Source organism: Bacillus sp. PPSBB_2, from assembly GCF_045291115.1.
Taxonomy (GTDB): Bacteria; Bacillota; Bacilli; order Bacillales; family Bacillaceae_G; genus Bacillus_A; species Bacillus_A cereus.
The window spans coordinates 2,586,912-2,600,598 of sequence record NZ_CP147983.1 but is presented as its reverse complement, the minus strand read 5'-3'; the positions used below and the strand labels follow the sequence as shown (position 1 = coordinate 2,600,598).

The following is a 13,687-nucleotide window of genomic DNA, read 5'->3' as shown; positions in this document are numbered from 1 at the left end:
TATTTAACTATTACGCATAACTGTAAGGAGGAAGAATATGACTAAAAAACTCAGTCTAGTTGAGATAGAGTACATTTGCAATATGTTTTTTCAATCTTTCGAAATTCCAGTTTGTTTTTTAGATTGTAACAAAAATATTCTTTTAGAATTTAAATCAAAAAATGATTCACATTCGTTATATACATCAAAAATAGAACAGTTACATATGCTTTTTCAGAGAAATGATACATATAATTCCCCCATCTTCAGAACTCACGAATATCTAGGGCACTTTATTTTAATTCACATAAAGAGCGATTATATGGTGAACGGTACTGTTATTATTGGGCCCTTGACACATGTAAATTTTTCTACAAGTAAAGCGGATAGTAACCTTAATTTTATTCCAAATTATAAAAGAACAAGAGACCATTATTTTTCATTGTCAGTCAAAGATCAAAATTTCTTTGTAAATATAGCGATATTGTTCTATAACATTCTCTATAAAAAAAATTCAGATGTAAGCACCTTTTCAAATAACAGTGACTCACTTCATATAAGTCATAGCAGCATCTTAAACGAAGATGTATATATTTCAATGCAAAAAGACGAATCTATTTATCATAATTTATATATAGAGCAGCAACTACTTAGTTCTATAGAAGAAGGGGATAAAGAAACCGTACTCAAATATTATTACGAATTCCAACAAGAGACTCTTTCATCTTTATCTTCATTCCATCAATTAAGACGTCATAAAAACATTTGTATTTCATCCATCACGCTCGCTACTAGATATGCGATAAAAGGGGGACTTCCATCTGGGATTGCTTACAAAATTTATGATTTACATATTCAAAGAACAGAAGATTCAAAAGACAAAGAATCTGTTTGGGATTTATTAAAAAATGCTTTTTGTACCTTTGCAGACCGTGTAAAGGCACAAAAAACACAGCAATATTCACAGACTATTGCTATTTGTAAAAACTACATTTTTAAAAATATTTACAATCCAATATCTGTTAAACAACTTGCTAAATTTGCAAATGTGAATTCAGATTATTTATCTATATTATTTAAAAAAGAAGTCGGTATTTCATTAATTGAGTACATTCAACGTGAACGAATCGAAGAAGCAAAGAAATTATTAACTTTCACCACCTATCCTTTATCAGACATATGCGCTTCGCTTAATTTTAGCGATCAAAGTTATTTCACTAAAATTTTTAAAAAATTCACCAATGAAACACCTGGTAAATATCGAAAATCTCATGTTGTCATTTAGAGTGAAACTTCCATTAAAACAAAATGTTTTCAGTAACTCATCAATGGCAGATTAGAAGCACTCCCAGATTCATGAACTATAGGATTTATGCTTTTTCCAAACCAAAAAACACGTTACTATTCTTTTATTTTAATGAGAATAGTAACGTGTTTTTTATGTAATGTAGTTTTGTAGACAGAACATGATCCAACTACAAATTTTTATAGAAGCCAAATGCACCGCTTAACTACTAAAATCTTATTAAGTAAAAAATCCATATTTTGTTTTACTTACTTTCTATTTTATTTCTTTTGAATAATGAACTCTTTTCTTCAAACGAATGATCCCTACTATTATTTTTGTATCTTTCTAAATTTGCGAACAAAAGTGAGTACTGTGCCTGTAATAATCATCAATATGCCGATTGCTGCACTGTTAGTTGTACTTACACCCGTCTTTGGAAGCTCCTTATATGTATATTCTTTTTTATCGCTATTACTGTTGTTTGAGATATTACTCTTATTTTCCTTATTAGCAAGGCCATTAGCTTTGCTAGTTTCTTTATCTTTCACTAATACTTTTTGTATTGCATTTACCTCATTACCCACGGAATCTCTAACACTATATATTATTTCATAAGTACCAGCTTTAGTTGTATCTATAGTTCCTTCATACGCTACTTTAGAAATAAGGTCACCGTCCTCTTTATCAGTAGCTGATACCCCTACCAATGGATCAAATTGATCACCCTCAGTAATTGAAGTTGTAGCAGGTACTTTTAGTATTGGTTTATCATTTTTAACTTCTTCTCTAACTTTGACCGTTACAGTTTGCTTCGCCGTTACTTCATGACCTTTAGAATCTGTAACCGTGTACGTTAATACGTAAGTACCGGCTTTAGTTGTATCTACTTCACCATCAACTTTGATTTTAGAAGTGAGATCACCGTCTTCTTTATCGATAGCTAATACTTCTGCCATTGGAACAAATGAATCTCCTACATGAATTGTCGCTCCAACAGGCACTGTTAATTTAGGTTCTAAATCTGATGTTTCTCCATTTCCCTCTACAATTACAGTCTGTCTAGCCGTTGTATTTCTCCCTTGGGAATCAACGACCAAGTATTCCACAATGTATGTACCTGGTTTTGAAGTATCTACATCGCCTTTATGCTTTACTTTATTTGTTAAATCACCCTCTTCTTTATCAACAGCTTTTACATTTCTCATTGGATCAAACGTATCACCTACACGTAGTGTAATCGTAAACGGTACAGTTAACTCTGGAGCTTGGTTTTCTGCTGTTTTTTCATTTTCTTTCACCGTTCCTGTAATTTTTGCCGCATCAAAAGCATTTTGGACTGCTTGAACTTCAATTGAGTTCGCTCCATATTTATTAGTTGCCACTTTAAGGCATGCCAATTTCAATTCAGAGAAATTAGAAGTCATATTTAATTCATCAGTATTTGCATAATAGAAAATATCAAACATTCTATCTTCACCAATACCATTTACATTTACACCGTTATGAGTACCACCTTGTGCAATTAAATACGCAACTTTATTAATAATACTTGAGTTAAAATGAACGCCTCCATAATCCTCTCCATTTAAATCATTATATTTACTATAATCATCAGGATACGGTAGTCCTTCTGAAAAATTAATTGCAGTTGGATTTTTCATATTACGAAAAGTCGATCCAGTTTGTTCTCCTATTGTCCAGTTAAATTCCCCATTATTTATGTATTTCTCTATAGCCGTTCCCATAATATCCGATAATGCCTCGTTAATTGCCCCAGATTCTCCTGAAAATTCAAGGTTAGATTCACTTGATGTAACTGCATGTGTAAATTCATGACCCGCTATATCGAATGCTTTTACCATAGGATCTCCATATAAAAGCATACTAATGTTATTAATATTAGTACTAAATGCATTCTCCCAATTTTCAGGATCATTTGTTCCTCCAGAATCCCATGCATGTACAACTGAAACTACTTTTCTTCCTTTATTATCAAAACTATTACGCTTATATTTTTCTTTATAAAAATCGTATACCTTTGTTGCTAAGAAATGAGCGCTTACCGCCTTTGGATCATTAAATGTTGTTGAAACACTAGTTGCTAGTATACCAGGATAATAACTTTCTTCATTTGTAATATCTCTATAATTTACATCATATGTCTCAATTCCTTGTCCTCTTGTGTAATCAGCAAGTGCATAATTCCCACTGGTCTGTTTAGAAATACCAAATGTACGAGTTACGCCTAAATCATCTTTTCCTGTTCCAGTTAATGATGTGAAATTGCTAGTTTTATTTTCCTTAACGGATTCAACATACTCTTCACTTATTTTCAAACTTGATTCTTGTACCATATCTTTTAACATTTCACCATTATGAGCATTCACTAAATAAGTTCCAGATACATAATTTGGTGTTGTAGCAGCAAATGTAACTTGATATGCATTGCTAGCCTCCCCATGATTTTCATCAACAAAAATAACTGCCTTAACTTCTGGCTCAGAAATAAATTTAGTATCGTTTCCGTACTTTTTATAAATATATTGTTTTGCTTCTTCTTTTGATAAATTAATAGGTTTCTTTAAATCTTCTTGTGTTAAATTTTGTGCGCTAGCTCCTGAAATGCTTTTAATAATACCTTTTTTATCTACGTGAGCAGTCAACTGGTGGGCATATACTTCTTTTCCTTCATATATTTGTTGCATGCGCACAAGTGTAGTTCCATCATAAGAACCACGTTTTTGAAGAACTTTGTAATCTACTCCTGTTTCTGCACTAACTTGTTTTGGAGACAAAGCATGCTCCGTATTTTCCTTAAGTGCATCTTTCACTACATTCTCTGGTGCCTTTTTTGATGGTTGTGTCAGATTACCTGTACCGAACGAATCCTCTTGAATTTCAACTTGCATTTGACCAGGTTCCTCTGCATGACCTACTCCATATAGTGTTACACTTGTTAAAACGAATCCTGTAGTTAATGCAACTATAGCTATTTCTTTTTTATTTCCCATGATATTTACCTCGTATAAATTTCTATTATTTATATAAAACTGCTAAAATGTATACAATCTATTCCTAACATAAAAAGATGACTTTTGTAATCAACAAAAGCCACCTCTTTAATATGTAATATCCCTAAAATGTTTTTAATACATAATTTCTATACAAAAAAGAAAAAAGCATTCATTAACGAGCATTTTGCAATACTTTTATTAGGTCATTTATATTTTCAACTTTCTGTTGAAACTGATCAAGTCTGCTATGTAGCAATGAAGGATTTTTATCTTCAGTTGAAATAACTTGTTTTAATTCGTTTTCTAATTTATCATACATATCAAAGAAATTATCAAATTCTACACTTACAAGCTCTTCATTTTCGCGATAGAATCTTTTTGCTTCTATATAAGTCATATATGATTTATTTAAAAATCCTAATGAAATTAAATATTTAGAAGTGTTTTCTTGATAAATAGCAATATTACACGCTATTTTAATATCAGAATAAGTCTTTTGAACGAGACAATGCAATTCAAAAATCTTAAACTTTAATCCATTATTCATTTCATCCCCTCCCATCGTATCTATTCTACATAAAATTAGAATATTATACAAAGAAAATTATTAGCATGAAATTGACAATTTAAAAAATAACTTAAGGATAAACAAAATCCCTCTCATTATAAATTATAGTTGCGGAGCATTTACCAACATAACAGCAAAATAAAAAGCGAAAAGAATAAATCTTTCCGCTCTTAGAGTAATAAATACATTTCATATTGCGCTAAAGAATTCTTTTCAAATCCACATTTCTTAAGAAAACCTTCCAGTAAATTATTGTTAGGAAACCCAATTGATAAACTTGATAAATTTAATTCTTCTCTTGCTACTTGTAATAATTTCATCCCAACACCAATATTTCTATAATCTTTGTCTACGAAAATAAAACTAATTTTACCTTGTTTATTTACACATAGAGAGCCTTTTAAGTCATTATCGACATATGCACCATAAAATACATTATTTGTTTTTTTGATATAATCAATATCATTTTGCCAATTTATATGGAAGTTTAACCATTTCTGAATTTCATCTTTAAAAATTGGAAATTCTAATTGTTTTACTTCACTATCCTTACAATCTTTATTCATTATTTTAGTCAAATCATTTAAATTATAATAAGAAAGATCGTACACTTTTTCATAGCCCAACTTATTATAAAAATGAATCGCTCGGTCATTTCCTACAATGACTTCGAGAAAAAGTTGCTTACATCCATGTTGAATCGCCTCTTCTTTATGCAGTTCAAATAATTTTTGACTTACACCAATACCGCGGTAATTAGGATGAACCGCTAATGTTCCACAGCGCATAGTCTTTATACTTTCATAATCCTTTATACCACCTAGTATTACGCCAACAGGTTTGCCTTCTTCTAAAGCAAGAAAAGAATGTTCTAGCAAATTACCTTCTGGTCCCAAAAAACGTTGTATAAAATCCTCTTTTGAAACCTCCATCTTAATAATGTAATCTGAAAATCCATCTTTAAAAGCTTCATATACTAAATCAATATTTACTTCACTACACCTTTTATATTGAATCATATAAAATTGCCCTCCAACTGCTTATATTAAACTCAACGTGTACCCATATAATATATTCCATCTATTATAAATTTCAGCTCTTAATTTGAAATAAGCGGACATTTCCCTACATATAACTCACTATTGATTTGTTTTATAACAAACTATCTATTATTTACTACATTAACCTCATAAACACGTAAAAAAGCAATTAAATGCTCACATGCTCTTTCACATGCTAGCATTTTAAAGATTTTTTGTTCTTCTTTCGTTTTATCATTTGCTTGATCTGAAGCAGCTTTTAAACAGAGAAATGGTTTTTTATTTATTTGGCATACATAGGCGAAAGCTGCTACTTCTTGATCAACTGCCAATGCTCCATATACAGTATGGAGTAAATATCTCATTTCCGAACTACGAATACGTTGATCTCCTGATAAAAATGTACCGAAATGTATCGGATCATACGATCGTATTTTTTTTATTCTTCTTACAAGTGATTTTGTTGTTTCAATAGGTGCTGTTCTACCGTTATATAAATTAAAAACATCTTCCCCTGAACCAGCAGCAGTAACATCATGTTGTATTGCGTTTAGTGCGACTACAATATGACCGTTTTTCACCTTGTTTGATAAACTTCCGCATATTCCTGTCATAAACAACTCATCTGGCTGAAACTCACTAATTAACAATTGTACACAACTAGCGCAGCTTACTTTACCGACACCAGTAACAACTGATATAATTTCCAGCTCATTAATAGTATGAAAATGAAATTCCCAAGCTGCTCTTTTTTCAACACGTTCACTCGGATAATGTTGATGCAAATACGTCAGTTCTGGTTCCCATGCAGATACTATTGCAATACGTTTCATTACACGCTTCACTTCCCCTATTGTCATTTAAATATGTTATCTATACTTTCTCGTTCATAATCTGGAATCCATTCTTTGTATTTCTTATATAAATCTCGTATTATTTCTTTATTCTTCGCAATTACTTCACATCCTCTATCATCATACATAAACATGACAATATCTTTCGTTGCATTAATGAGAAATACATCTGGATAAAAAATTTCTTTTTTTCGTCCAAATCGAGGATACAAATCAGAAAAATCCTCATGATTAGCAGCTTGTATAAGCGATTCATACTTAATATCTTCTACGAGACATTTTAAAGAAAATTGATATGTACAATATAAATCTGCTTCTTCATCTTCAAATAGAAACGGTAATGTTTCTTGTCTTATATGAAATCTTAAATCTCTTTTCTTAATATATTTATTGTATACATTTATTTTCTGTGGAGTTTTTATGTTTTCCTTTTTAAATCTATAAACATTTGTCACTACAAACACTACATCTTCTTTTGAAAATATGTCTTCAAATAAGAATTTATTATATGTATATAGTTGAGAAAAGTATTCCATATTTAAATCGTTGGTTCCTTCTACAATTTGATATTTATCTTTTCCGAAATCAAAATGCAAATGATTTTCCCACTGAGATAATAAGTAGGGTCCTAATGTAACTTCTGGAAATGTTTGATTCATATATTCTTTTAATTGCATTTCCTTGTCCTTTCTACTGTACAATTCTTTTTAAATCCCAATATGCTTCTTCTAGCCACGGGTGTATAACTTTCAATGTATCTTTCCTTTCCCACAAATATGAAATATATACAAAAGCTGCTTTTTCCAAAGATTTTCCCAATCCTTTTTTTATTTCTATTAAATATGGTGGTGTCCCTTTTTGATCCCATTCTATTTTATCTGCAACAAATAATACTAAATCCATCTTCGTTGCATGTTTACGCAACGTTGTATGGCAACAAATTGCATTTAAAATCTCTTCATCTTCGACTTTAAATATTTCTTTTGCGATTACCCTCGATAATTTTTGATGAATAATCATAGGAAACTTTCTTTCCGCTTCCACTATTTCTACACCAAATTCTTCAGCAACTGCAATCCGCTCCTCGTTTGGAAAAATGCCACTAATATCATGTAAATATCCTGCAATTGCTGCTTTTTCTTTATCTACGTGAAACTTTTCTGCAATCTTTTTTGCCTCATTTGCCACACGAATTGAATGTTTATATGTAAACTCTTTATTATATTTTAGTAGAAAAGCTTTAATATCATTTTCTATTTTTCCAGTTGGAGTAAATGAATATTTATCATTACATAACATAGAAAATCCCCCTTATAACTACCTTTCATTATAATGTAGAATCTAAATATCTTTGTTATTTTATATTCGATATTAATCTTTTTACTCCTTTTTAATACGTTATATGAAATTTTATACAGAATCATCGCTACAAGTACATAAATGTTTGATATTATAGTAATGTTGATGATTTGTAAGGAAAGGAACTACACAATGAATAAAAACATATTAATTATTGATGATGATAAAGAAATTGTTGAATTACTTGCTGTTTATTTGCGAAATGAAGGCTATAACATTTATAAAGCTTATGATGGCGATGAAGCATTGCAAAAGGTTTCTACATATGAAGTTGACCTTATGATTTTGGATATTATGATGCCAAAACGAAACGGATTAGAAGTTTGTCAGGAAGTGCGTGAAAATAATACTGTACCAATTCTAATGCTTAGTGCAAAAGCAGAAGATATGGATAAAATATTAGGCCTTATGACAGGTGCCGATGATTATATGATCAAACCATTCAATCCATTAGAATTAGTAGCTAGAGTGAAAGCTTTATTACGAAGATCCTCTTTCCAAAATGCTACTTCGCAAAAGAATGAAGATGGTATTATTCGTATTCGCTCTGTTGAAATACACAAACATAATCATACAGTTAAAGTAAATGGAGAGTACATTAAACTAACCTCTATTGAATTCGATATTTTATATTTACTTGCGAGTAATACAGGAAGAGTATTTAGTTCAGAAGAAATTTTCGAACGCGTTTGGAATGAAGATGGTTATGGTTCAAATAAGACGGTAATGGTCCATATTAGCAACTTACGAGATAAACTTGAAACAGTAATAAATGGAGAAAAATTTATTCATACTGTTTGGGGAGTTGGCTATAAAATTGAGAAATGAAGCATTTGATATATTAAAAGATATTCCTAAATGGAAACTTATTTTTTGGCTTTTATTAGCTATCACACTCACTCCTATTACTGAATTAATTATTTATCGCCTCGTTACGAGTGTAATTGAAAGTTCACTTACTCTAACCGAACTCGGTAAAGAATTCATTCGAATTTTTGGTTATGAAAAGTATAAAGGGATTAAAGAGTCTTTATGGATGATGATTGTATCTTATTTGTTTTTATTTTCTATTTTTTCATCCTATCTTTACATTTTTTATCGTCACGAGAAAAAACTTTATTATGAAACTTGTATAAAAAAAATGATAGAAGAAATTCGTTATATTGCAAATGGAAACTTCAATCATAAAGTTTCTATTGTAAATCATAATTATCTAGAAGAATTAGCAATCGGGGTCAATGAAATTGTTGAACAATTAAAAGTCTCCATTGATGAAGAAAGACAAGCTGAACAAGCAAAAAGTGAACTTATTACAAATGTATCACATGACTTACGCACTCCCCTTACCTCTATAGTTGGATACGTAAATTTAATCCATCATGATAATTATAGAGATGAAGTGGAATTGCGATACTATATTCAAGTCATTTACGATAAGGTAACTCGTCTTAATGCATTAATGAATGACTTGTTCGAATATACACGTGTTCAAAATAAAGAATTAAGCTTGTATTCTGTTCCTATTGATATTGTAGAGTTACTTGGACAATTAACTGTTCAATTCCGTATACAATTTCAAGAAGCTAATATAGAATGTCGGCCTTCTTTCCCGTCTCAAAAGCTCATGGTATTAGCTGATGGTGACAAATTAGTGCGTGTGTTTGAAAATCTTATTATAAACGCTATCGCTTATGGAAGCGAAGGTCGCTATATTGACCTTACTGCTTATGAAAGCAATAATATGATTACAATTGATATAACAAATTACGGACAACCTATTCCTAGTACGGATTTACCTCATATTTTTGAACGTTTTTATCGCGTTGAGAAATCTCGCTCTACAAACACTGGTGGATCTGGACTTGGATTAGCAATTGCAAAAAGTATAGTCGAATTGCATAAAGGAACAATTGAAGTATATAGTGATGACGAAAAAACAACATTCACTGTAAAACTACTCCCATACAAATGTTAATATTACAAATAAAAAGTTCAATTTCTTACCATATAAGAAATTGAACTTTTTCCATAATTACCCTAAATTTAATAATCCTTTATAATTCTTTAGAAATTCTTTACCTTTTCTTTCTTCCTAATTAAGCATTCCTTTTTACAATCCTATTATTGATGTCATAATAGGAGGATCGCTTATGCAATTCTTAAAGAAATTCGCTATTTTATTATTATCTTTTTTTATTACTGCACTTATCGTTTTATATTTTTATCTTTATGTAAATGGTCCGATTATTCAAGCTAAATCAGCTATTTTAATAAATGCTAATTCAGGTGAAATTGTTTATAAAAAAAATGAAGAAACTCCAGTACAATCAGCTGCTTTATCTAAATTAATGACAGAATATATCGTATTGGAGCAACTAAATGATAGAAAAATACAGTTAGATGACTTCGTACAAATAAGTAACGAAGTTTTCCGAGTAGAAACAAGCCCTATACAAGTAACATCGAATGATAAAACAACGGTTCGTGATTTACTTCATGCATTGCTACTGGCAGGGAATAATCGTTCTGCACTCGCCCTAGCAGAACACATTGCTGGAAATGAAGATAACTTTACAGTATTAATGAATAAAAAAGCAAAAGAACTCAAGTTATTACAACCATCTCCATTTCTAAACTCTACTGGAATTAATAATAATACAAATAAACAATCAACTACAACAGCGATAGACGCAGCTAAACTAGCAGCACGATTAGTAAAAGATTTTCCAGATGTATTGAATATTACGAAACTAACCTCTTACCAATTTACCTTCAAAGATTCCCAGGTTTTCAATACGAATAAAATGATATATTCCCTTAATGAAAACATTAAACTTCAAGGTGTTGATGGCTTACAAACTAGTTTTTCAACTAACGGTAATTATAGTTTTGTCAGTACAGCAAAACTTGGAGATACTAGACTAATTTCAGTAATATTAGATGCAGATGAAGAAAACATTTCATTTATTGAAACAAAAAAGTTGCTCCAGTATGGTTTTGATCCTTCCTCGTACTCTGCACTCCAAGCTTTTAAAGACGCCCTTACATCTTGGACAATATTGCTTCAGTTTAAAAATTTAATTATACAAACTATAATGATTTTTTTAATCATTACCACCTTAATGTTTTTACATATACGTCAGAAAAAATCCGAGGATTTCAATTAAGAAATCTTCTTATATATATAAAACCGACTTGCGCTTGAGATGCAAGTCGGTTTTTAATTCTATCATCCTCTTCCAAGCAAATTTGCTGAAACTGGTTGCAAGCTTAACTCTCTCGCCCATATAGATAGCTGACCAATATGATAAATTTAATATCCCATTACATGTCTTAAAACCTATGTTTTTTGAGGCATACATCCATCTCTGTTTCCTTTCGTTGTGTTCGTTTGTTTAGTTTAAATGGGTTAATCTATTAATTCTATTAAATCCAACAATTGAACTATTACACTTTAAAGTTCTACTCATATACTATAGTAGATTACTAGAAAGGAGGCTTAACTATGGATAGTTGCGTTGTATTTGTAAACGGACAACCTTTTTTAGTTCTTTCAGTAGCTGGTATTGAAATTGCTAGATTAGAGATTTCCCTTCAAGTAGCATTAGCTCTAAGAGTGCTTGGGATACCAATCTGTGATTAATTACCAAATTAAAAGAAAAAGAGGGCATTAGCCCTCTTTTTTTATTTTCCTCATATATTTTCTTAACAACAAATAAAATTTTAATTTTTATATTGTAAGGAAATTCCGAAAAATAAACTCATTTTATTCAATAAAAAGAGCACCACCCATACCTCATTATCCGTTTCTAAAAAATTAGAATTCGATTAATTACAAAAAAATTTAAATATACGAACGTTACATAAAATACTTGTTAGAATAGCTGTCCTTCACACTATTTATTTCGCAGACGTTATATAATCAAAGCACCAATGATTAACTTTTTATACGGCTTATTTTAAGTGTGCTAGCATTCTAGGCTAGATGATCATGACTGCAAAAAAAACTTCAAGTTCTCGTTTATATAAATCAGATAACGCTTTCACTTTTTGAATCGATTGATAATCTTTAAATTGCGGTTCGCTATCTTCTTCTCCTTGAAGAGCACTAATCCAACTATACTTGAAATCATGTTTCTAACATACCCCCAGTTTGCAAAGTAAATCTTCCTCTCAAAGTTGTTCACACCACTTAAACCAATCATCTCTTACTTGCCAATTATATTGAAATAAAGTGTACACATTTCTCTCTCCCTTACTTCAATTATCCACCTAACAGCATCTGTTATATAATGTGGTTCATCTTTTTGAATATAATGACCACTTTGTTCTGCAATTATTAGTTTATTTTTGTTTGATAATCTTAATAATTCTTCTTGCAATTGTAACCATTTTATTTGTGCATCTTGCGAATAAAAAGCTTTTTTACCAGCAGCTAACACGACGAGTGGAATATCTCTCGTCGACTGACAATATTTATCTGCTTCACCCAGACTAAACATAAACTCTTCATAAGAACTTTCATGTACAAATTGTTTATAGTAAGCTTCTTGAAATTCTGGAGACATGATTGGCAAAAATGCTTCTTTATAATTTTCTGGTGTCGAATCAACCAAAACTATTCCCAACATATCTTCAGGATAAAAATCAGTAAATAAACGTGCATTTATACCACCAAAAGAATGTCCTACAAAAATATAAGGTGGCTTCAGTTGTAAAAGATTTAAGCATGTTCTCAAATCTTTTACCATTTCAGAACTAATACGTTTCTTGGAACTCTTCCCGCTTTTGCCTAATCCAGCCCGATCGTATGTAAGTACCGTACCATATTCCGTCAGTTCTTCAGCAGTTTGATTCCATGCCTTCGAATAATCACCATAGCCTGATTCCAATATAATAACAGGCTGCTTCTTCTTTCCTTGGAATATTTTCGTATACATTTTAAAATCAGCAACTTGTATATATTCCTCTATACATTTAACCATTGACAATCACTTCTCTTCGGCCAAGTTCCTCTACAGCGTGATTAATTATTTCACTTACAGATAAAGAACCATCCAATATGATATCTGAATTCGGCTTAACAGTATGAATTGCCTCTAAATAAGCTTTTCTCGCATATGTCATGTAATGTTCCAAATCATTATGTATTTCATCTATTGTACCTTCCTTAAAATCTCGCAAAATCCTTCTAGCCATCGCAATATCTAAAGGCGTATCAATAAATATAGTTACATCAATGAATTTTCGCATCTCACTATTTAAGTATGCAAAAGGATAATCTACAATAATATAGTCTAAGGTATTATTTTGTATAAGTTGCTCAATATCATGAATTAATGGTGTTAATACCCACTCGTCGTAATTCGCCCCATCATCAATCCATTTACAAATATCAGCAGGAGAGTTATCAAATGTATAACTATCAAAATATAGAGCTTTTGAGTTTTTAAACTTATGCTTTAATCTTTCTGTAATTGTAGTTTTACCTCCTCCCGAAACAGCTGCAATTGAAATTATTTTTGTTTTATTATCCACTATACCCACCAAACCCCTTTATTAACATAATATAATTATAAATTACT

At 30.8% G+C, this 13,687-nt stretch carries 13 protein-coding genes and 2 pseudogenes; 5 read left to right on the top strand and 10 right to left on the bottom strand.

The window, feature by feature from the left end:
• Positions 1–37 precede the first annotated feature (37 nt).
• Positions 38–1,264, top strand: a complete 1,227-nt coding sequence (locus V6946_RS12975; protein WP_000162835.1) for an AraC family transcriptional regulator — start codon at positions 38–40, stop codon at positions 1,262–1,264.
• A 332-nt stretch (positions 1,265–1,596) separates the two neighbouring features.
• On the opposite strand, the gene V6946_RS12970 is transcribed toward V6946_RS12975, so the two are convergent.
• The 6 genes from V6946_RS12970 to yqeK all read right to left on the bottom strand — a co-directional run bounded on the left by V6946_RS12970 (position 1,597) and on the right by yqeK (position 8,042).
• Positions 1,597–4,278 carry a M4 family metallopeptidase gene (locus V6946_RS12970; protein WP_406622325.1) on the bottom strand — a complete coding sequence of 894 codons (2,682 nt, stop codon included), beginning with the start codon at positions 4,276–4,278 and terminating at the stop codon, positions 1,597–1,599.
• A 175-nt stretch (positions 4,279–4,453) separates the two neighbouring features.
• Positions 4,454–4,828 carry a hypothetical protein gene (locus V6946_RS12965; protein WP_001059025.1) on the bottom strand — a complete coding sequence of 125 codons (375 nt, stop codon included), beginning with the start codon at positions 4,826–4,828 and terminating at the stop codon, positions 4,454–4,456.
• A 191-nt stretch (positions 4,829–5,019) separates the two neighbouring features.
• Positions 5,020–5,868 carry a GNAT family N-acetyltransferase gene (locus V6946_RS12960; protein WP_006917597.1) on the bottom strand — a complete coding sequence of 283 codons (849 nt, stop codon included), beginning with the start codon at positions 5,866–5,868 and terminating at the stop codon, positions 5,020–5,022.
• 143 nt (positions 5,869–6,011) lie between these two features.
• Complete coding sequence (gene mtnN, locus V6946_RS12955; protein WP_001987381.1) at positions 6,012–6,749, bottom strand: 5'-methylthioadenosine/S-adenosylhomocysteine nucleosidase; 738 nt, start codon at positions 6,747–6,749, stop codon at positions 6,012–6,014.
• Entirely contained in the window at positions 6,746–7,420 is a 675-nt protein-coding gene (locus tag V6946_RS12950; protein WP_001176116.1) for a DUF3885 domain-containing protein, read from the bottom strand. Before V6946_RS12950 ends, mtnN begins: the two co-directional genes overlap by 4 nt.
• A gap of 13 nt (positions 7,421–7,433) precedes the next feature.
• A complete protein-coding gene (gene yqeK, locus V6946_RS12945; protein WP_000882449.1) occupies positions 7,434–8,042 on the bottom strand; it encodes a bis(5'-nucleosyl)-tetraphosphatase (symmetrical) YqeK in 609 nt (202 codons plus the stop codon).
• A gap of 192 nt (positions 8,043–8,234) precedes the next feature.
• Between yqeK and V6946_RS12940 the strand changes: the two genes are divergently transcribed.
• The 3 genes from V6946_RS12940 (at position 8,235) to V6946_RS12930 (ending at position 11,269) form a co-directional block, all read left to right on the top strand.
• On the top strand, positions 8,235–8,930 hold the full coding sequence (locus V6946_RS12940) for a response regulator transcription factor (protein ID WP_001038807.1): 696 nt from the start codon (positions 8,235–8,237) through the stop codon (positions 8,928–8,930).
• Positions 8,920–10,077 carry a cell wall metabolism sensor histidine kinase WalK gene (locus V6946_RS12935; protein WP_001243307.1) on the top strand — a complete coding sequence of 386 codons (1,158 nt, stop codon included), beginning with the start codon at positions 8,920–8,922 and terminating at the stop codon, positions 10,075–10,077. Before V6946_RS12940 ends, V6946_RS12935 begins: the two co-directional genes overlap by 11 nt.
• A 175-nt stretch (positions 10,078–10,252) precedes the next feature.
• Complete coding sequence (locus V6946_RS12930; RefSeq protein WP_006917594.1) at positions 10,253–11,269, top strand: D-alanyl-D-alanine carboxypeptidase family protein; 1,017 nt, start codon at positions 10,253–10,255, stop codon at positions 11,267–11,269.
• Positions 11,270–11,331: 62 nt separating this feature from the next.
• Here the strand turns inward: V6946_RS12930 and V6946_RS12925 are convergent.
• Positions 11,332–11,442 (bottom strand): annotated as a pseudogene (locus V6946_RS12925) (damage-inducible protein DinB); the annotation flags it as partial.
• Positions 11,443–11,607: 165 nt separating this feature from the next.
• Here V6946_RS12925 and V6946_RS12920 point away from each other — a divergent pair.
• Complete coding sequence (locus V6946_RS12920) at positions 11,608–11,745, top strand: DUF3956 domain-containing protein (RefSeq protein ID WP_000376554.1); 138 nt, start codon at positions 11,608–11,610, stop codon at positions 11,743–11,745.
• A 350-nt stretch (positions 11,746–12,095) separates the two neighbouring features.
• Here V6946_RS12920 and V6946_RS12915 read toward each other — a convergent pair.
• The 3 genes and pseudogenes from V6946_RS12915 to V6946_RS12905 all read right to left on the bottom strand — a co-directional run.
• A pseudogene (locus V6946_RS12915) lies at positions 12,096–12,344 on the bottom strand (damage-inducible protein DinB); the annotation flags it as partial.
• Positions 12,311–13,087: an alpha/beta fold hydrolase gene (locus V6946_RS12910; protein ID WP_000237651.1), complete on the bottom strand. Its 777-nt coding sequence runs from the start codon at positions 13,085–13,087 to the stop codon at positions 12,311–12,313. The gene V6946_RS12910 and the pseudogene V6946_RS12915, both read right to left, overlap by 34 nt.
• Positions 13,080–13,649, bottom strand: a complete 570-nt coding sequence (locus V6946_RS12905; protein WP_000513268.1) for an AAA family ATPase — start codon at positions 13,647–13,649, stop codon at positions 13,080–13,082. Before V6946_RS12905 ends, V6946_RS12910 begins: the two co-directional genes overlap by 8 nt.
• Positions 13,650–13,687 lie beyond the last annotated feature (38 nt).

Bases quoted from the DNA above. Each gene is read 5' to 3' on its own strand.
- V6946_RS12975 (WP_000162835.1), top strand. From the start codon at position 38: ATGACTAAAAAACTCAGTCTAGTTGAGATAGAGTACATTTGCAATATG.
- V6946_RS12970 (WP_406622325.1), bottom strand. From the start codon at position 4,278: ATGGGAAATAAAAAAGAAATAGCTATAGTTGCATTAACTACAGGATTC.
- V6946_RS12965 (WP_001059025.1), bottom strand. From the start codon at position 4,828: ATGAATAATGGATTAAAGTTTAAGATTTTTGAATTGCATTGTCTCGTT.
- V6946_RS12960 (WP_006917597.1), bottom strand. From the start codon at position 5,868: ATGATTCAATATAAAAGGTGTAGTGAAGTAAATATTGATTTAGTATAT.
- mtnN (WP_001987381.1), bottom strand. From the start codon at position 6,749: ATGACAATAGGGGAAGTGAAGCGTGTAATGAAACGTATTGCAATAGTA.
- V6946_RS12950 (WP_001176116.1), bottom strand. From the start codon at position 7,420: ATGCAATTAAAAGAATATATGAATCAAACATTTCCAGAAGTTACATTA.
- yqeK (WP_000882449.1), bottom strand. From the start codon at position 8,042: ATGTTATGTAATGATAAATATTCATTTACTCCAACTGGAAAAATAGAA.
- V6946_RS12940 (WP_001038807.1), top strand. From the start codon at position 8,235: ATGAATAAAAACATATTAATTATTGATGATGATAAAGAAATTGTTGAA.
- V6946_RS12930 (WP_006917594.1), top strand. From the start codon at position 10,253: ATGCAATTCTTAAAGAAATTCGCTATTTTATTATTATCTTTTTTTATT.
- V6946_RS12920 (WP_000376554.1), top strand. From the start codon at position 11,608: ATGGATAGTTGCGTTGTATTTGTAAACGGACAACCTTTTTTAGTTCTT.
- V6946_RS12910 (WP_000237651.1), bottom strand. From the start codon at position 13,087: ATGGTTAAATGTATAGAGGAATATATACAAGTTGCTGATTTTAAAATG.